At 35.1% G+C, this 20,878-nt stretch carries 14 protein-coding genes and 1 riboswitch; of the genes, 10 read left to right on the plus strand and 4 right to left on the minus strand.

The features are described 5' to 3' along the window. Window positions 1–6: 6 nt before the first annotated feature. The 5 genes from addB to SPD48_RS19340 all read left to right on the plus strand — a co-directional run bounded on the left by addB (window position 7) and on the right by SPD48_RS19340 (window position 10,256). Complete coding sequence (gene addB / locus SPD48_RS19320) at window positions 7–3,489, plus strand: helicase-exonuclease AddAB subunit AddB (protein WP_336259780.1); 3,483 nt, start codon at window positions 7–9, stop codon at window positions 3,487–3,489. 21 nt (window positions 3,490–3,510) lie between these two features. Continuing rightward, window positions 3,511–7,221, plus strand: coding sequence for a helicase-exonuclease AddAB subunit AddA (addA, locus tag SPD48_RS19325; RefSeq protein WP_336259781.1), 3,711 nt, complete (start codon window positions 3,511–3,513; stop codon window positions 7,219–7,221). 192 nt (window positions 7,222–7,413) lie between these two features. Then, window positions 7,414–8,046: a hypothetical protein gene (locus tag SPD48_RS19330; RefSeq protein ID WP_336259782.1), complete on the plus strand. Its 633-nt coding sequence runs from the start codon at window positions 7,414–7,416 to the stop codon at window positions 8,044–8,046. Window positions 8,047–8,088: 42 nt separating this feature from the next. Further along, window positions 8,089–8,778: an SDR family oxidoreductase gene (locus SPD48_RS19335; RefSeq protein WP_336259783.1), complete on the plus strand. Its 690-nt coding sequence runs from the start codon at window positions 8,089–8,091 to the stop codon at window positions 8,776–8,778. A 266-nt stretch (window positions 8,779–9,044) separates the two neighbouring features. Then, on the plus strand, window positions 9,045–10,256 hold the full coding sequence (locus SPD48_RS19340) for an NAD(P)/FAD-dependent oxidoreductase (protein WP_336259784.1): 1,212 nt from the start codon (window positions 9,045–9,047) through the stop codon (window positions 10,254–10,256). A 293-nt stretch (window positions 10,257–10,549) separates the two neighbouring features. Here the strand turns inward: SPD48_RS19340 and SPD48_RS19345 are convergent, their stop codons facing one another. Then, window positions 10,550–11,083 (minus strand): dihydrofolate reductase family protein, encoded by a 534-nt coding sequence (locus tag SPD48_RS19345; RefSeq protein ID WP_336259785.1) that lies wholly within the window; start codon window positions 11,081–11,083, stop codon window positions 10,550–10,552. 138 nt (window positions 11,084–11,221) lie between these two features. Between SPD48_RS19345 and SPD48_RS19350 the strand changes: the two genes are divergently transcribed. Continuing rightward, window positions 11,222–11,479, plus strand: coding sequence for a hypothetical protein (locus SPD48_RS19350; protein ID WP_336259786.1), 258 nt, complete (start codon window positions 11,222–11,224; stop codon window positions 11,477–11,479). Between the two features lie 501 nt (window positions 11,480–11,980). Here SPD48_RS19350 and SPD48_RS19355 read toward each other — a convergent pair. From SPD48_RS19355 to SPD48_RS19365, 3 genes are all read right to left on the minus strand, one after another. Continuing rightward, complete coding sequence (locus tag SPD48_RS19355) at window positions 11,981–12,820, minus strand: DsbA family protein (RefSeq protein ID WP_336259787.1); 840 nt, start codon at window positions 12,818–12,820, stop codon at window positions 11,981–11,983. Window positions 12,821–12,945: 125 nt separating this feature from the next. After that, the gene (locus SPD48_RS19360) at window positions 12,946–13,326 is read right to left on the minus strand and encodes a globin domain-containing protein (protein WP_336259788.1); all 381 of its coding nucleotides are present in this window, start codon (window positions 13,324–13,326) and stop codon (window positions 12,946–12,948) included. A gap of 106 nt (window positions 13,327–13,432) precedes the next feature. Then, entirely contained in the window at window positions 13,433–13,999 is a 567-nt protein-coding gene (locus tag SPD48_RS19365; protein WP_336259789.1) for a CYTH domain-containing protein, read from the minus strand. Window positions 14,000–14,183: 184 nt separating this feature from the next. Here SPD48_RS19365 and SPD48_RS19370 point away from each other — a divergent pair, with 184 nt between their 5' ends. The 4 genes from SPD48_RS19370 to SPD48_RS19385 all read left to right on the plus strand — a co-directional run bounded on the left by SPD48_RS19370 (window position 14,184) and on the right by SPD48_RS19385 (window position 20,851). Continuing rightward, a complete protein-coding gene (locus SPD48_RS19370; RefSeq protein ID WP_336259790.1) occupies window positions 14,184–14,993 on the plus strand; it encodes an NAD kinase in 810 nt (269 codons plus the stop codon). Next, window positions 14,986–15,876: an RluA family pseudouridine synthase gene (locus SPD48_RS19375; RefSeq protein ID WP_336259791.1), complete on the plus strand. Its 891-nt coding sequence runs from the start codon at window positions 14,986–14,988 to the stop codon at window positions 15,874–15,876. The genes SPD48_RS19370 and SPD48_RS19375 overlap by 8 nt, the downstream gene beginning before the upstream one ends. Window positions 15,877–15,956: 80 nt before the next feature. Continuing rightward, window positions 15,957–16,122: riboswitch (M-box (ykoK) riboswitch) on the plus strand. Between the two features lie 136 nt (window positions 16,123–16,258). After that, the gene (gene mgtE, locus SPD48_RS19380; RefSeq protein WP_336259792.1) at window positions 16,259–17,629 is read left to right on the plus strand and encodes a magnesium transporter; all 1,371 of its coding nucleotides are present in this window, start codon (window positions 16,259–16,261) and stop codon (window positions 17,627–17,629) included. Window positions 17,630–18,898: 1,269 nt separating this feature from the next. Then, window positions 18,899–20,851, plus strand: a complete 1,953-nt coding sequence (locus SPD48_RS19385) for an LPXTG cell wall anchor domain-containing protein (RefSeq protein ID WP_336259793.1) — start codon at window positions 18,899–18,901, stop codon at window positions 20,849–20,851. The last annotated feature ends 27 nt before the right edge of the window (window positions 20,852–20,878 follow it).

The following is a 20,878-nucleotide window of genomic DNA, read 5'->3' on the forward strand; positions in this document are numbered from 1 at the left end:
AAACGTATGTCTTTACGTATGGTATTAGGTAGGGCAAGTACTAATCATAGTGAGCATGTCATGAAAGAAATACAAGATAAACTAAGAAAAGATCCTGAAGGAAATCCAATATTTTATATTGTACCGGAACAAATGACATTCCAACAAGAATATTCTCTATTTGGTGAAGAACAAATAAAAGGAAGTGTTCGCGCTCAAGTGACGAGTTTTTCACGACTTGCATGGCGAGTGTTGCAAGAAACTGGAGGCGGAACAAAACAGTTTATCAGTTCGACCGGCATCCAAATGATGCTACGTAAAATTGTCGATCAGCGAATGGACCAATTTCAAATGTTTCAAAAAGCTGTTGATAAGCAAGGTTTTATTCAAGAACTTGAGCGAATGATCACAGAGTTTAAACGTCATTGTATCACTCCAGATATGTTAGAGGAGCAGATGACGTATACAGAGCAAAATGTCCCGCTAATGAATAAACTATCTGACTTATATTATATTTATGATGAACTAATAGCACTTTTAAAACAAAAATATATTGATGGTGAAGATCAACTTCAATTACTAGCAGAAAAAGTCAGTTCCACGCCGTTTTTGCAAGGCGCTGAAATATATCTCGACGGATTTTATCGATTTACGCCGAATGAATTAGAAATCGTTTCAGAGCTGTTAAAAACATGTAAGCAAGTTACAATTGCATTAACTGCCGACCCTTCAGAAATGGGGGAAGAGGTTTCTGAATTAGATTTATTTTATCAAACAAAAGAAACCTATCATTATTTACAGCAAATCGCCGTAGAGAATCAAGTTTTCATGGAAGATCCAATCATCCTAGAGTCTGAGAATGGGAGATTATGTAAAAAACCTCATATACTTCACTTAGAACGTCATTTTGATGATAGACCCACCCCAGTATGTAATGAAAATAAAGAAAATCCAATTCTATTAAATGAAGCAGTTCATCCACGCGCAGAATTAGATGGGGTCATTCAAGAGATACTTCGTCTAGTTCGTGAAGAAAATTACCGTTATCGGGATATGGCGATGTTTATTAGAGAAACCGAAGAATATCATGATTTAATTAATACAATGTTTGCCGACTATGGAATTCCTGTTTTTGTAGATGAAAAACGGACGATGTTAAATCATCCGCTTATTGAGTTTGTCCGATCTTTATTTGATATCATTGAATCAAACTGGCGATATGATGCCATATTCCGGTTGTTAAAAACGGGGTTTTTGTCAGCGTCCGATACGACGTATCCGCTAAATGCAGATGCAATTGATGAATTGGAAAATTACGTGTTGGAATATGGAATTCGCGGTAAGCAACAGTGGTTCCAAAAGGAAAAATGGGTGTATAAGCGATTTCAAGGATTCTCGGAAGCTGTCCAAACGGATAGAGAACGAGAAGAAGAAACGAAGATAAATCGATTTCGCAAACAAATAGTAGATGCACTTCATCTTTTTGATAAAGAAATAAGAGAAAGAACAACAGTGAAGGAACGTGCTGAAACAATTTACATGCTTCTATCACGATTGAATATTCCTTTACAACTCGAAGAGAGAAGAACGTTATATGATGAAAATGGGAAAATAGAAAAAGCAAGAGAAGAAGAGCAAGTATGGAATGCGTTTATTCAATTATTAGATGAAATGGTAGAAATGATTGGGGAAGAAGAAATGTCTTTTTCAATGTTTCGTAAAACATTTGAAGCAGGTCTTGAATCTTTACAGTTTTCCCATGTACCGCCAAGTATGGATCATGTGATTGTCGGTACAATTGACCATTCGCGTATTGCTAGCAAAAAATGTGTCTTTTTATTAGGAGTAAATGAAGGTGCTTGGCCGATGAAACCGGCTAATGACGGCATTATTAATGAGAATGAAAGAGAGTTTTTAAAACAATTTGGTATGGAACTGGCAGAAAGTAGTCGCCGTATTTTATTAGATGATAATTTTTATATGTATCTTGCATTTACACTTCCGACCGATTACTTATGGGTTAGTTATGTGCTTAGTGATAATGAGGGGAGAATGAAGACTCCATCTCCTATGATTGGGCGTTTGCAGGAGTTTTTTCCATCCTTAAAAACACCTTTTCTATTAACTGATCCTGATGAATTACAAGAGGCAGCGCGCTTTATTACGACTCCAGTGAAAACGAGAGGGGCATTAACTGCTCAATTATCCAGGTATTTGCGTGGATATCATGTGGAAGATGTCTGGTGGAATGTATTGGAATGGTACGTTCATCATGAAGAAAAATATGAAACTACCTATCATGTTTTACAAAGTTTATTTTATGAAAATAAGCCGGTATCCTTGGCTAAAAATACGGTAGAACAGTTATATCCTAAGCAAGTAAAAACAAGTGTTTCACGTTTGGAGATGTTAAATCAATGCTCTTACCGTCATTATTTACAATATAGTTTAAACCTTGAAGAGCGTCGTACATATAAACTTGATGCTCCGGATATTGGACAGCTTTTTCATGAAGCACTTAAAACAATTACAGAGTGGATACAGGCAGAAAAGAGAAATTTTGCGGATTTATCCAAAGACGACTCCGAATTTTATGCTAAAAAATCTATTTCTCATTTAGCGCCGATCTTACAACATCATATTTTATCGAGTTCAAACCGGTATAAATATATTCAACGTAAACTGCAAGATGTCATTGCTCAAGCGACGTATATTTTAAGTGAACAGGCGAGAGCTAGCGGGTTTTCTCCAGTAGGTATTGAACTTGGATTTGGGTTTGAATCAGAACTTGAACCAATGAAGGTTCAATTGCCTAACGGATATGAATTGATTTTACGTGGTCGAATTGACCGAGTTGATCAATCCATTCAACAAGATAATTTATATTTACGAATTATCGATTATAAATCCAGTTCTAGAGGGCTTGATTTAGTCGATGTTTATTATGGATTAGCCTTGCAAATGTTGACTTATTTAGATGTCGTCCTTTCACAATCTGAACAGTGGCTCGGCATGCAAGCATCACCGGGTGGCATTTTATACTTTCATGTTCACAATGCTATGTTATCAAAAGACGATAAACTGGATGAAGATCAAATTATTAATGAAATTTTTAAACGTTATAAAATGACAGGGCTAATTACTTCAGAACGTGATGTGGCCCGCTTAATGGATACAACAATTGAGACAGGTCGAAGTGATATTGTCCCAATAGGTTTTAAACGAGATGGTGATTTCTATGCAGGCTCCAAGGTAGCGGATGATGAAACGTTCTCCTTATTGCGCCAACATATTCATCGGTTAATTAGGCAAGCAGGGATTAACATTACCTCAGGAAAAATAGAACTAAATCCATTTGAATCTAAAGATGGAACTGCATGTCGCTTTTGTTCGTTTAAATCAGTTTGTCAATTTGATCCGATTTTAAAAGAAAATAATTATCGTAAATTAATTCCAATGAAGGATGAACAAGTGCTAGAAAAAATGGAGGAAAAGTATAAAGAAGAATAATGATAAGAGGGAGGGGTATAATTGGTATCTTGGACAAAAGAACAACAAGCAGCCATTGAACGAAGTGGTTCAAATATTCTAGTTGCTGCAGCAGCAGGTTCAGGGAAAACAGCAGTATTGGTTGAACGTATCATTCAAAAACTGATTGATGAAAAAAATCCATTAAATATTGATGAAGTTTTAGTTGCGACGTTTACAAATGCAGCAGCTGAAGAAATGAGAAGTAGAATTGGAAAGGCATTAGAAGCAGCGATCGCAAGTGACCCAACGTCGTATCATTTAAAAAAACAATTATCCTTATTGCAGCGGGCATCTATTTCTACTTTACACTCTTTCTGTACTTCTGTAGTGCGACAATATGCGTACTTATTAGATCTTGATCCGGCATTTCGAATTGCAGATGAAATGGAAATTGATTTAATTAAACAGGAAGTTATCGATGAGATGTTTGAAGATGCATATGGACAAGAAGGGGAAAAATTGGAACGCTTCTTTAAAGTTGTTGATATGTTTTCTAATGACCGTAGTGACGTAGAAGTTGAACATCTTATTTTAAAATTGTATACCTTTTCGATGCAACATCCATGGCCAGAAAAATGGTTAAATGATGTAGCAAAAACCTATGATATACCTGATAGTTATACAGAAGAGGACCTTCCCTGGATAATGATATTAAAAGAAGAAGTGAATGATCAGTTAGATGCATCACGAAAAGAAATTGAGCGGGCAATCGAAATTGCCACCGAAAGTGATGGGCCGTATCACTATCTTGATGCTCTTGAGGCGGACATCCAAGTAATTAATGTGGCACTGGAATTAGTGAATGACTGGTCACAATTACAGAAGTATATGACATCAACTAAGTTGAAAAGTCTTTCGCGAAAAAAAGTAGATTGTGATGATTTAAAGCGAGATAAAGTGAAAGAGATAAGGGCACGTTTTAGAGATCAATGGAATAAGATGACGAAAAGTTGGTTTAGCAGAAATCTTCAAGCTCATATAGAAGATATGCGAGCATTGTATCCTGCAATAAAAGAGGTTACCAAATTAGTCATTGAGTTTAAAGAACGCTTTTCAACTATCAAAAGAGAAAGAGCAATTATAGATTTTGATGATTTAGAGCATTTTTGTTTAGCTATATTACGAGATCCTGCTTCAACGGAAAAAGAGATTATCCCTTCCGAAATAGCTCATTACTATAAACAGCAGTTTAAAGAAGTCCTTGTAGATGAATATCAAGATATTAACATTGTGCAAGAGACAATTTTATCGCTTGTCAGTGATCAGTCTGGATCTGGAAATATGTTTATGGTTGGAGATGTTAAGCAAAGTATTTACCGTTTCAGGCATGCGGAACCAACATTGTTTATCCATAAATATAAGCTGTTTGCAGAAGATGAAGCGCACGGTAAAAGGATAGATTTAGCCAAAAACTTTCGCAGTAGGGAAGAAGTATTATCCGGAGCTAATTTTATCTTTAGACAACTATTTGATGAAGCGCTTGGAGAAATTGAATATGATAGCCAAGCTGAGTTAATTTATGGGAATTTTTCATATGAAGACTTTACCTTTAATAATCCTGCTGCAGAACTTATTGTTATTGATCGTGATCGTGAAGAACAAAAAAATGACGATGAGGAAAGTATGGAAGATTTAGAAGCAATGCAGTTAGAGGCGCGTCTTTATGCAGATAAAATAAAGGAATGGATCGGTAAAAAAGGAAAAGCACCTCTTCAAGTGGTGGATAAAGCAACAAATAAGCAGCGTGACTTACAGTATCGTGATATCGTCATTTTACAACGTTCTTTAACTGGTACACCGACTATTGTTGATGAGCTAAAAAAACAAGGTATTCCAGTATATGCAGAATTACGGACTGGATATTTTGTTGCAATTGAAATTCAAGTGATGATCAATGTCCTAAAAGTTATCGATAACCCTTACCAGGACATCCCACTTGCCTCTGTTCTTCGGTCACCAATTGTTGGGTTAAATGAAGAACAGTTGGCTCAAATTCGATTAATGAAAAAACATGATTCATTTTACAAAGCAGTAAAACAGTACGCAAAAGCAGGAGAAGAAGTAAGTGTTTTACTTCAAAATTTCTTAAAACAGCTTGAGACGTTTCGAAGTATTGCTAAAGAAGGAGCATTATCCGAATTAATCTGGCAAATTTATCGGGATACAGGATATTATGATTTTGTTGGTGGGATTCCCGGAGGTAGACAAAGACAAGCTAATTTAAGAGCACTATATGATCGTGCGCGTGGATACGAAGCCACTTCATTTAGAGGTCTATTTCGATTTTTACGCTTTATTGAAAGAATGCAAGAACAAAATAAGGATTTAGGAGAAGCACGAGCTCTAAGTGAACAAGAAGATGTAGTAAGAATAATGACAATTCATAAAAGTAAAGGACTTGAATTTCCAGTTGTTCTTATTGGGGGAATGAATAAACAATTTAACTTCCAAGATCTAAGGCAGAAATATATTTTGGATAAAGATCTTGGTTTTGCAACGAAATTTATTGATCCGGAGAAAAGAATAACGTATCCAACCTTATATAATTTGGCTGTACAGCAAGCATCACTGCGTAAATTATTAGCTGAAGAAATGCGTGTATTATATGTTGCTATGACGAGAGTAAAAGAAAAGCTAGTTATGGTAGGAAACACTGCTTCTTTTGAAAAAGAGTTAGATAAATGGACGGAAACAATTGAACATGCTTCTTGGGTATTACCAAAGCAATTAAGAAAAGAAGCGAAAACTTATTTAGATTGGGTAGGTCCAGCGTTACTTCGACATAAGGATACGAATGAACTTCAAAAAGAAGCAATTGGACAACATGCCCCGGCGGACATTTATGAAGATATATCAAAATGGAAGGTAGAAATTTTACATGCAGAAACATTAAGTAAACTAGGTGAACAAGCAGAAGTTACGAAAGAGACATTAAAATCAACAATTGTAGATTGGAAGCAACCTCCGTTTGTAAAGGAAGAATTACGGTTAAAAGTCGATGAAAAATTATCCTATCACTATCCATACCTAGAAGCTACAGATAGTCGTGCTAAGCAAAGTGTTACCGAAATAAAAAGAAGACAAGAAGTAACAGATGACTATAGTGATAAACGATTTTTGCAATCATATCGAGCACCGCTAACCGCAAGGCCGTTATTTTTGCAAGAAGAGAGAAAACTAACCGCTGCAGAAATTGGTACAGCAATGCATACAGTTATGCAACATATTCCTTTAAACGAGATACTTTCAGGTAAGGAAATTGAACTTTTTATCGAGCAACTTGTTAACGAAGAGATGTTAACAGAAAAAGAAGCGGAAGTAATTGACATTGAAGCAATTGAACAATTTTTTTCAAGTAGAATTGCCCAATTAATGAAAGAGAACGGTAAGGTAGAACGCGAAGTTCCGTTTACCTATACGTTACCTGCAAAAGATGTATATACGGACTGGAAAAATACTAGTGATGAGAAAGTACTTATACAAGGGGTAGTTGATTGTATTATTCATACAGATAATGGACTAATTGTTCTCGATTATAAAACAGATAAGATCGGAGACAAAGATATTTCACCAGAAACGATAAAGTTGCTAAAAAAACGTTATGAAGTACAAGTTAACTTATACAAACGAGCTTTAGAAGACATTTTAAATAAACCTGTAACAGAAACGTATTTATACTTTTTTGATAAACATATTGAAATTAAAATGTAATTTCTTTTCATCTTTAGAATGTATTCAACTAACAGAAGAATACATTCTTTTTTTATAAATAAAAGGGTATTTTGATGAATTCTGGTTTTTTATTGATAATCTTAGGCTAAGTGACAAAACTTATTTGAAAGTCTTATCTTTTATCGTATACAATGGTAGATATAAAAGTACATAGAGATGAGGGGGCTTCCGGTGAAAAACAAAAAATTAGCAGTGTTTAATATCGTAATATTTATACTTTTTGTTTCGGTTGTTTTCATTGGGAAAAACACATGGGGTGCATCCACTGTTGCGGAAAAAAAGGTAAGCGAAGAAGAAAAGGTAGTAAAAGAATTCAAAGCTAATCCAGCTCTTCTTGCGCATGAATTTATAGAGAAGAATGCATCTGATCTAGAACAATTTGTTCAAGAAGATTTGGAAATAGTAGAATTAGATGAAGAAGAATTAGAGGAAGGAGATTTTGTAGAAGTAGATCAATTTATGACCGAAGTTGACACATCAACAGTAAACTCGGGAACTACAAATCAAACAACAACACAGCCATCGACAACCTATTCAAATACGAGAACTTCGACAGGTTCAAATAATTCAACTAATACTGGGTCAGTCGCTGGCTCTACGAATAAATCAAGAGATAAAAATCAACAAGAAAATAAGAAGGAAACGGATACTAAACCAGATCAACAACAAAAACCAGATACAACACCAAAAGATCCACCACCAAAAGATCCAAAACCGAATCCAGAAGACCCAACGCCGAATGATCAAGATAAAAAGGATCCTCCAATTAAAGATCCTGACCAGCCGGATAATGAAGATTTATAAATGACCAATCATAAATTATAATTAGATAAGGAGCTTGATATTGTGACAAAAACTGCAATTGTAACTGGTGCAAGCAGTGGAATCGGTAAAGCAATCGCTACAAAGCTAGCCAATGAAGGAGTAAATGTCGTATTAGCTGCTCGTAGAGAGGATAAACTAACAATGCTTGAACAACAAATTAATGATCAAGGAATTGGAAAAGCATTGGCAGTACCAACGGATGTATCTGATCGGAACGAAGTGGAAACAATGGTGGAAAAAGCTAAGGAGCATTTTGGCGACATTGATATACTTGTAAATAATGCTGGTCTAATGTTGAATGCATTGGTTACAGAAGGGCAAGTTGAGAACTGGGAACAAATGATTGATGTAAATGTTAAAGGTGTTTTATATGGAATAAATGCTGTTATGCCAAGCATGTTAAAAAGAGAAACAGGGCATATCATTAATATTGCGTCTGTTTCTGGTACCGAAGTAACGAAGAGGAGCACCGTATATAGCGCGACGAAGTTTGCTGTCAGGGCGATCACAATGGGACTAGAGAAGGAGCTTGCTCGTACAGGTGTTAGAGTAACAAATATTTCACCTGGTATGGTAGATACAGACTTGGCAAGAAGGCAAGCAGTAGACAGAAAAATGTTGGAGGCAACCGATATTGCGAATGCAGTTTTTTATGCCATAGAACAGCCGGAATATGTCAATGTGAATGAAATTACCGTTCGTCCTGTGTAGGAGTATTATAAATAAAATCATAATGAATTATGATTAGCAAAATGCATTGATATTTGTTATTATTGACATGTTAGAATTGCGTAGAATTTTTTATTTTACAAATGTTTGTATGTAAATACGATTATTATGGCACGTGAAAAAGTGAACAATCTCATATTTTGGTTGTTACATGTTTTGTATAATAATAATTACTTATGTACAATAATTACAATTAGATCTTATGACGGAAAAAGGCTAAACTATTTTATCAGGGAAGGTGGATTTTAATGAGTACTAAACCTAAAATTGTTGTTCTTGGAGCTGGGTATGCAGGTTTAAAAACAACAAGAGAGTTGACTAAAAAGCTATCGCCGGAAGAAGCGGATATTGTTTTAGTTAACAAACATAATTATCACTATGAATCAACTTGGCTTCATGAAGTAGCTGCAGGAACGATTAATCCTAACCAAGCACGTTTCATGATTAGTGATGTCATTAATCCAAATCGAGTTCGATTAATTTATGATGCAGTCGTTGAAGTAAAAAAAGAAGATCAACGTGTTATTTTAGAAAACGGTGAAATTACATATGACTACTTAGTTATCGCACTTGGTTTTGAGTCAAATACATTCGGTATCAAAGGTATGGAGGAAAACGCATTTGCAATCGTAGATATTGATTCAAGTCGTTTAATCCGTGAACATATCGAATTGCAGTTTGCAAAATATCGTGCCGAAGATGACTTAGATGAGTCAGCGTTAACTATTTTAGTTGGTGGTGCAGGATTTACAGGAATTGAGTTTGTTGGTGAATTAGTTGAAAAAGTACCACAACTCTGTAAGAAATATGATATCGATCGTAAAAAAGTTCAAATTATTAATGTTGAGGCAATGCCATCAATCTTACCAATGTTTGACAAAGAATTAGTATCTTATGCAATGAAATCACTTGAAGATCGTGGCGTTGAGTTCCGTCTAGGGGCAGCGATTAATGAATGTACAGAGAACAGCTTTATTATCGGAGAAGATAATGAAGAAATAAAAGCTGGTACGATCGTATGGACAGGTGGAGTTACAGGTAGTTCTGTATTAGGCAAGTCTGGTTTCGAATTAACACGCGGAAAAGTAACTGTAGATGGGGATTTACGTGCTCCTGGTCACGAAAATATCTTTATATTAGGCGATTGTGCATGGGTGATGGACGAAGAAGCAGGAAGACCATATCCACCTACTGCTCAAGCTGCAATGCAGCATGCAGATACATGTGCGTATAATATCCGTGCATTATTATACGGAGAGCCACTTCAAAAATTCGAATTCCATGATCGTGGAACAGTGGCTTCACTTGGAGTGACAGATGGGATTGGAAGCGTCTTTTCTGGTACACAACTAAAAGGAAAAGCAGCTGCTGCAATGAAAAAAGTAGTTGACAATCGTTCTATCTTCTTACTTGGTGGCACTAAAATCTTATTGAAAAAAGGAAAAATGCGTCCATTCTAATTAGTAGTTAGAACAAGAATATAGAAGGAGGAGTTCTAAAACGATGAGAAGTATTTGGAATACACTATTAGTTGTATTGGCATCGGTCTTAGGGTATATGGTGGCAAGTAGGTTAATTGAAGAAACGAGAGATTTTCGTTAAAATTGAAAAGATGAAAATGAAAAAAGCGTATCGTTTAATGGCGATTCGCTTTTTGTTTTTTAGGTTTTGTTAAATTTTAATGTTGATAATTGAAGGAGGTTGGGACAGAGTTATAATTTTTGTCCTAGCCTCTCTCTGTACTTGTATCCCTTTACTTTTTAACTTCATAATGTAGTTCAACAAATTGATTAAAGTTTCTCATTTGTTTCAATGAGAGGTTTAATTGATAATCACCCTCTTTAAATAAGGAAATACCTTTACCTAGTAAAGTTGGGGCAATTGATATAATAAGTTCATCAACTAATTTTTCTTTTATAAAGGAATGTAGTAATTCTCCTCCACCAACAATCCATATGTTTTTTCCATTTTGCCTTTTTAGTTTATCTATAAAATTAGTTAAATCACCATTTACAAATTTTACATCTTCCGTATTTTCAGCAAAAGAACTTGTAAATACATAACATTCTTTGTTTTTATATGGAAACTCCTTTAAATCCTGGTTTAGTATCCAATCGTATGTTCTTTTCCCCATTAAAATAGTATCAATCGTATCATAAAACTCCGAAAAGCCGTTGTCTCCTTCACCTTCGATATTAAAGAGCCACTCAAGTGATTCATCTTTTGTAGCAATATATCCATCCAAACTCGAAGCAATAAATAATACCAAATCTCGTTTCTTACTCATATCATAATATCCTCCTCTAACTTATAATGAAGGTTCTAATATTGAAAAAATAAATGTGCAGGGTTTTATATATCTAAAATGCGGGAATATTTATCATATCACGACTACAAATCCAAATAAAAAGAGGAGTGTTTAATAATGAACGCTATTCTTATCAGCTGTTGTCTGGTACTTGTAGTTATAGCTGCTATTGTCACTGTGAGGGCATTAAAACAAGAGGAAAGAAAATTAAAGAGGTATGAATCACAAACTTTTCCGCACAAAGATGCGATTAGACGTTCTAAGCATTATGAAGAGAACTCAGTCTCAACAATGCTACCCATTCAAATTTGGTCATATGTAGCCGGATTTATTGTTATAGCTTTGCTAATCACTTTATTTGCTTTATTTTACTAGTAGTTACGAGTTCGATTAGAACCTCGATAAATCTTACGGTAGGAAATACTAAATAAAGTTAGGTAAATGGATAAAAATAGTAGTGGCAATGTTATAAAATACGATAGTAAATTCATTAGTGCAAAGAAATTCACAACAATTAGAACAATCGTGCACAGCGTAAAAAAAATAGGTAGTATGAATGACGTTTGCACAACAATCCCCTCCTATTAAATACTATGCATTTAATATAATAAAAAGAATCTAGGACAGATATAAAACTACTAACTGAATGAATAGGGTTTAGGCTACGGAAATATAGACAGACTTCTATCGTCTAAATGTGGCTCAGGAACAAAGACCTTGGGCCGTGCCCGTGATAAAGGAGTCACAGTAAAAGCAGGTAGTGTTGCTTAAACTGATGTTGATTTCATGCCTGTTTGAAAACGAAGCATATTTCCGTAGCTGTTATAAATCTAGCATCGCTCGCCGTTTCTTTGATAAAAATACTTAATCCTGACCTCATTCAATATATTCCCAATACACTTTATTATTTCCAACTACTCGCTTTACTTTTTGTTCTAATTGTAATTTTTTGAGCTGCTTTTCCGCTTCTCTTAAAGAAAGGTCGAAAATGAAAGCAACTTCTTCAGCTTGAACTCGTTTATAATTTCTTAAGTAAATTTCTAACGGTGGTATATTTTGTTGTTTTGTATGAAGATTCGTTTGTAACATTGTCTTCAATACATAAACATAAGATTCATATGAATGTAATCCAGATACTTTCACACTATAATCATCAATATATTGGCTTAAAAATACAAAAGTTGGAAAGTAAGTTACATCCATTTCTTCAATTAATCTAATATCTCTCTGATACGCATTTCTTGCTGTTGAAGAAGTTAAGTCAGTTGTAAATTCATTTATATCAAGTTGTGATTGAATAGCTGCTTGATACATTATATCGTCGGCTGTTTCGGATTTTTGATATAAAAATAGTTCTTCTTGAATGTTTCGTAAGAAGTCTCGTCCTGCTTTATTACCTTGTAATCCAGCAGCTTTGATCCCTAATGATAAGTAATATCTACTAGATTGCTCAAATAGATAACGTTTTTTTGACCGATTCATTTTTGCACAGAACGTATGGCTGATAATCGGACGCACATTGAAAAAACCACCGTAATTCATCGTCATTTTTTTTAGTGAATTTTCAATTGACCAACAATCATAACAAAACGGATCTACAAAATAATAGATCAAAACAGGTTTGTTAACAAACTTTATAAATGGATAAATTGTACTTGAATGAGTTGTCTCATTTTGCACATCATAGGCATCCATATGAATCCCTCTTTCATTCATAATAAGTGCATCGTGCGACATCCTGATTTTTTACATGTATACGCTAGTCTCCACTAAATATGATGAATTTTTATAGATCATTAATTAGTTTGTGAAAAGCAAATCTATTTTCTAGGAAGAGAAATTCAATCTTCTGTATTAATCATATGTTGTGCCGTCATTGTTAATCTTTCAAAAATAGCTGAGCGATAAGGCTCTTGAATTTTTGCTTCTTCTAATGCTTTATTCATACACTCCAACCAAGCATCTTTTCTTTCAGGAGTTATTTCAAAGGCCATATGTCTCCTTTTGAGCATAGGATGACCTCTCTCTTCTAAATATAAACTAGGCCCACCGAAAAATTGAGTTAAAAAAAGCCGCTGTTTTCTAGCAGACTCATTTAAATCTTCAGGAAAAATTGGTAGTAATTTCGGATGTGCTCCTATATGTGTATATAATGAATCGATGATTTTATCGACTGCTTCTTGTCCACCAATTGCTTCATAAATTGTCCCCGGTTTTATCATCTTATGACCCCTCATATGTTGATGTTACGCTAAAACTCAAAGATTTATATTTTTACATATTATAACAATCGTAGAAGTGAAACGCAAAAATATTGCCCTGTTTACGTTATAGACTATTAAAAAACCGTTCAATTTTAGTTATAGGTCTTTTTACCTTAATATTAAATTTTTCGAGAAGATTACGAAAAGCATGATATCCAACTTCTCTTGAATTAGCTTCAATTTCCAACTCATAATCTATGATTCCGTTATAAAAACTTTTATCTAACATGTACAAGACATCATCTTGCTCGAAGATTTTCCTCTCTGTTTTCAGTGAGCCATAGTAGTGTAAATCATATTCGTTTATTGTCAGTTTTTGTAATTGTTGACCTATAGATGGTTTTGGGATTGGCTTATTGTTAATCCAACTTAAAAACTCATCTTTACTTAATGGATCATGCGTTTCTAAAATGCCATTCTCATGTGGTTGTTTTAGTGTAAGTGTAAACTTATTATTTTTTTCACGGATACGTAAAGCACTCTTATGTTTTTTTAATTGGAAATTATTTGTTTCAAAATAATAATTAATTTGGGTAATTGAATGGTTGGGAAAAGGTAACTTAGATTCGAGTTCATCATATTTTTCTTTTGATAATAAAACTTTATATTCTATTTCAATCTCTTGTGCCATAAATCCTCCACTTAAACGTATTGTAAATATGCTTTAATTATGGATGATAAGTAGAGAACTTGCAATTGCTAAGGTTATCTCTTGTTGATAGGTTGCACGAAAGGAATATGATAAAATAAGAACAGGTAGTTTAGCTTCGGTTTTTTACATAGAAAGAGGTTAAAAATCTTAGGAGGTAACTCAAATGAAATTTACGATTGTATCTAGAGGAGACGAGCGTTCAAATAAAATTAAGGCAAAGATGAAACAGTATTTAATTGATTTTGATCTCATATACAATGAAGAAAATCCCGAGCTCGTTATTTCTGTTGGGGGCGATGGTACATTTCTAGAAGCGTTTCGACTTTACGTTGATAAATTAGATACGACGGCTTTTCTGGGAGTACATACTGGACATTTAGGTTTTTATACGGACTGGACGTCTAATGAGATTGAGAAATTAGTTATAGAAATTGCTAAAACACCTTTTCACGTTGTAGAATATCCGCTATTAGAAGTCATCATTCGATTTAAAGATGAGGAAAAGTCATTACGGTCTTTGGCCCTCAATGAAACAACAATCAAAACGGTCGAAGGTTCGGTTGTGTTTGATGTACAAATTAGAGGAGAACATTTTGAAACATTTCGTGGAGATGGGTTATGTATATCGACTCCATCCGGTAGTACAGCATATAATAAAGCATTAGGTGGTGGAATTATTCATCCCTCTTTAGAAGCGATTCAAGTAACTGAAATAGCTTCAATAAATAACCGAGTATTTCGTACGATAGGGTCACCTCTTATTTTGCCAAAACATCATACATGTTTATTACGACCTTTAGGGAAAGATAGTTTTATTATTGCGTTTGATCATATAACGAAATCATTTAATAATGTAAAATCTATTCAGTGTCGAGTAGCAAAAGAAAGAGTACGTTTTGTTCGTTACAGACCTTTCCCGTTTTGGAATAGAGTGCGTGATTCGTTCGTTACAGAAGTTAAGCGCGATGAATAATTATATTATACGTCGTGTAATTGAAAAAAAAGATCACGGGTCCATGTTGCGGGATTATTTATATGATGAATTAAAATTTTCCCAGCGTTTAGTGAAAAAAGTGAAATCACCTTTAGGAAATATAAGGGTAAATGGAGAAAAGAAGACAGTCCGTTATATGTTTCAAGAGGGCGATAGGTTGGAAATTGAATTTCCACCTGAAAAGATAAGTGATTATATTCAGCCAGAAAAAATGGCTCTGGAGATCGTTTTTGAAGATGAATACCTAATGATTGTAAATAAACCGGCAGGAATTGCAACTGTCCCTTCTAGATTACATCGTACCGGGACTTTGGCAAATGCAATTGCTTATTATTATGAAAAAAGAAACATCCCTTTTACGATTCATATCGTAACCAGATTAGATAAAGATACATCTGGATTAGTTTTAATTGCCAAACATCAATACAGCCATTCGTTATTATCTGATTTACAACGGGAAAATAAAATACGACGGACATATCGATCAATTGTTCATGGAAACTTAAAAAGGAAAAAAGGGACTATTAATTCTCCGATTGGCAGAAAACCTGACTCTATTATCGAACGAATGGTAAAAAATGATGGAAAAAGAGCTGTGACACACTATGAAGTTGTCCAGGAGATGAAGAGATACTCGTACGTTCAGATCGAATTGGAGACAGGTAGGACACATCAAATTCGGGTACATTTTTCTTCAATTGGTCATCCATTAGTAGGGGATGATTTATATGGTGGAGAAACGGGTACAATATTAAGGCAAGCGTTATATTGCTCTGAAATTAGTTTTATTCATCCTTTTACGAAGCAATATATTCAGCGAAATTGTAATGAACCAGATGATTTTGCCCGTTTGCTTTCATAGGAGTCCGTTTGGAATAAATATCCATTTGACAACTCGTTTTCATTTGTTATGATAAGGGATGGAATAAAAAACAAAAGTATACTTATCCTCGTTAGGTGAGGCTCCTATATGGAAGTAAGCTGCTACCCAGAAATGTCGAGAGACTCCAATGGGTTAACAGAAACTATCGACTTAAGGTAGTTTTTAACGCAGTGGGATATACTATCCAGGCCATATAGTGCTAAAACTCCACGATGGAGGCTTTATATCATTTTTTAAAATTATGATGGCACCTTCTTCGTAGAGGTGTCTTTTTTACATTTTTTTAACAAATAAACCTCTACGTTTTAATTAGTGTGAAAGCCACCTAACCCTTTAAGTGAAAATCTGAAAGTAGGTGAAGATGATGGTTGAAAATGCACAGGAAGCAGAATTATTATATGGCGAATTAAAAGACTTATTAATGGAAGAAGATACAGAAAAGTTTAGAGAAAAGTTTCTTGAAATTCACCCGTATGACCAAGCAATGTTTTTTAGGGAGCAAGGATATGAGGAACGTGTGAGAATTTATACGTACTTATCTCCATTAGAAATGTCAGATATTATGGAGTACATTGAATTAGATGAAACAGAGAAATTTATAACTGAAATGGATCCTCGATTTGCCACAATGGTATTTGCTGAAATGGCTGTTGATGATGCTGTTGACATCTTACAGGAACTTACAAAAGATGAAGTGGCAAGCTTTTTAACGATAATGGATAAATCATCAGCAGAAGAAATTAAGGCGCTTCTCCATTATGAAGAAAAAACTGCCGGTAGTATAATGACAACGGAGTTTGTGTCTATATTAAAATCACAAACAGCAAAGGAAACATTACGGCAGATGAAAGAAAAAGCACCAGATGCGGAGACCATTTATTATACGTATGTGTTAGATGATCAGAAACGTCTAGTTGGTGTATTATCGTTACGAGACTTAATTATTGCGGAAGATGACGAGATTGTTGAAGATTTAATGTCTGAAAATGTTGTTTCTGTTTCGGTTGGTCGTGATCAAGAAGAAATTGCTCAGATGATGCGAGATTATGACTTTTTAGCACTTCCAGTTGTTGACTTTCAAAATCATTTACTTGGAATAATTACTGTAGATGATATTTTAGACGTTATGGATGAAGAAGCAACTGATGACTATTCTAAATTTGCTGCATTATCGGGGACAGGGACAAAGGACCGAGATTCGAACCCAATTCAATCAGCGAAAAAACGGTTACCATGGTTAATCATTTTATTATTTTTAGGTATGATTACTGCAAGTTTGATAAATAGCTTTGAAGAAACATTAGAACAAGTTCCAATCGTTGCGATTTTTATACCGTTAATTGCCGGGATGGCGGGGAATGCAGGTACTCAATCGCTTGCTGTTGCCGTCCGAGGTATTGCAGTCGGTGATTACGGCGCGGAGAAAAAAATCAAAATGATTATGAAGGAAATTACAACAGGACTTTTTGTAGGTGGATCATGTGGAATCGTTGTTACCTTTTTAATTTATTTTTGGAAAGGGAACTTATTCTTAGGTTTTTTAGTTGGGATTGCTATTTTAGTGACATTAACAGTGGCGACTTTGTCAGGTGCGGTGATCCCATTAATTATGGAAAGATTGAATATTGATCCTGCTGTAGCCTCTGGTCCATTTATAACCACATTAAATGATTTAACGTCCATTTTAATTTACTTTGGAATGGCTACAGCATTTATGGGATTATTAATGTAATAACTCAACTTTCGCAGTGAGAAAATATCGAATGAACCTTGATACTATTTGGTAGATAAAGGTACAGTACTTATGTTGACTTTGAGTAGTTAACGTAAACTATGCAGTAACTGAAGTCTATGATCCTTAGTTTCAGCATCGTTGATTTCCGCTCCGGGCAGTACGCTTTCCGCGGGCACCGCTTCAGCTTCCTCAGAAGCAAAGATCGCTTCTTGCGGAATCTTCAGCTGTTGCTTTTCCCGCAGGAGTCGACTGCCCTCTGCTACAATCTACTATCACGTGATGGCGTGTGTAGACTTCCTCAAGCAATAACAGCATCATTCCAGCGGAGGAAATATGTGGAGACTCCTATGGGAGCAAAGGCCTAGATGAGACTACACAGTGCGTAGCACAAGAAGGCCGGGCAGCCGTCCATGGTAAAGGAGACACTGTGAAAGCAAGCGTAAGCGCAGCTCGAACAGATGTCGCTCTTATGCCCGTGGTGAAAGCGAAACATATTTCCGTAGCGGTAAGATAATAACGATCTTAAGTTACTGCACTTCTACTTTTACAAAGCAGTAATTTCTTTAAGTATGAACAGTTCATTTCTTACATTTTCAAGTGGGCTATGAAAGATGCGTTAAATCAAGTGCTACTCAACCTTCACACTAATTCTATTGGTGCGAAAGTTGAGTAATAAATTTTTCTCCTCGTTAACGGTTGAATATCTAACCATTAACGAGGTTTTTTACTGTATAATTTTTTAGATATTCTATTGGACATTGACTTTACCCCACTATTTGACCTGGAAGTTTTTTTATAACGAATTATTTTTTAAAAAATTAGAAAACATTCGTTTATACCTAAGCGTTTATCCCCAAATTAGATCATTTTCTTTATTTCTTTATCCAACTAAATCATTAATTTTCCTCACTTATTAAATAAGCAGAATCTTCTCATTTACACTGAACCATAACAATCTACTTACATAAACTTTCAAAAACGATACTATTTTCTTACGTTTTTAAATTTCTCTCAAAATATATAAGTCATTAATTATAAAGAAGTAATTGGAAGTATAAACCAATAGTACTAATGGTGGAAAAAAATGGTTTAAAGGTAAGTTGAAAAGCATGAGAGAATGAGCTCTTGTGGTCGCTCTTTAAATTGCTTAAACTAACTCATGTTATGGACAAGAGCTTGGCGTAAGAAAGCAATCCTATTTTCAGGGATACGAGCAGGTTAAAATTTTACAGAAAAACGCTAGTTCTAAAAAAGAGGAGGGATTACATGTTGAAGAAAATATCGACATTCATGTTGATTTTGATGCTGACTTTTTCTCCAGTAGCTCCATTCACTGCAACTGCACAAGAAGCTGAAGATACTGAAGTTGCGGAAGAGGGCACTGAAACGGATCAACAAGTGGATGAAGAAGTAGAGAATACAGATTCGACACAAACGGAAGAATCAGTAGCTGATGAGGCAGAAGAAGCTGATGCAGTTGAGTCTGAAGAGGTAGAAACTGCGGATGAAGTTAATCCGGTAGCTGAAGAGAATGAAGAAGAACTCACAGAACAGGAAGTTGTTAATGAGGAAGAAGAAGTAGAAGAAGTTCAAGTTTCGAACGAAGAGGAAGAAGAATTAAACCTTAGGGATGTTTTTGGTAGAGCTAGTGGGGACATTGTTTATGATTTTAACAAAGGTCACTATGTGCTTAACTTACGTGCAGGAATTACAAACTTCCATACGACACAAGAAATCAAAAATAAGTGGGTAGCTTTCACAATTCCAAATGGTGTAAAAATTGGTCAAGACTTACCAAGCGGAGTTATTCCAATTTATATTGCTGGAAAAACTGGACTGGCAGTGAAGATTCCGAATGTTCCTTCATCTGGTTCAGAACATGTTAATAAACAGATTTCTTTAGCCGGAGTAGAAAATGATAATGATCCAAATGTTAATATGTATTTATTAGATGTTGATGTAGATTCTAATTCGTATGAAGAAATTGGAGAGCTTCGTGGACAAAGAGAAATTGATTTTTCAGTAATGGAAGAAAATCCAACAATTGATTTACATGGTTCCATTACAGGAAGCACAACGTATGACGAGAGTAAAAAATATCATTTCTTAAACGTAAATGTAAAAGCATTGAATCAAACAGATAGTAAAGTAAATGACCTTTATGTAGCGTTTGAATTGCCAGAGAATGTTGAAGTCGTAAATGATGATAACACTCCAGCAAATATGGAAATTTTAAATTTGGAAGGTGGAAAAGCAGTTGCTTTAAAACTTCCTGATTTAGAGCAAGGAAAAGAAGGCGAGTTAACGTATCGCATCCCGGTAGTTGGTGTATCCGATGCTGTCGTGACATCAGAAACTATCTCTGTATTTAAAATTTTAGATGCAGGCTATAATCCGATAGGACAATTTGTAGGACATATCAATGTTGATTTTTCAGGGATGGATATTGCATGGCATTTTGATGCAATTGCACAAATAATTACTGATTATCCAGGCGTTACAGGTAACCAAGTTGGATTTAACTTCAAATATTCCGTAAAAAACATCAATATTGCTGATGTGGAAAAAGTAACAATGGAATTTATTGTTCCAGATGGCATTAAGATTTTAAAACCTGAATATAACAGTGGTAGCCGTGTAGAAGTAGACTGGAAAGGTAACCTTGCGACATTAACGTTTGGTGACTTAGGTGGAGCTTCGGGTTACGAAGGTTACTTTACAGCTGTAGGTGAAACGAATAAATCAATTAATGAACTCAAATCAATGGAAGTAAAAGTAACGCTTTACCGCGATGGAGATACAATCGTTGAAACAATAAACGTTCCATTTGAAGTTGGAAAATACGCGGATATTGGTCTTCCAATCGACGAAGAGCCTAGCACAGGCGGCGGAGATGGAGGCGATGGTACTACGGAACCAAGTCCTGGTACAGGAAACGGTAATAATGGAAACGGCGGAAGTGGAACAACTGGTAACGACGGAAAAGGAAATAATGGTGGTAATCAAGGTACGAACGATGATGTTAAAGTAACAGTCGAAGATGGCGATGATACAGTAAAAGATGGGGATGACGCAGCTGCGAAAGCATCTGATAAAGGTGATGGATCTACATTACCGCGTACTGCGACTAATATGTACAGCTATATGCTTATCGGAGCTATTACATTAATTGCTGGAGCTTCATTATTAGTTTTCAGAAGAAAAAATACAATTGAATAAAATTAACTAGAGTGGGTAACCACTCTA

The organism is Pseudogracilibacillus sp. SE30717A, from assembly GCF_037071985.1.
Classification (GTDB): domain Bacteria; phylum Bacillota; class Bacilli; order Bacillales; family Amphibacillaceae; genus Pseudogracilibacillus.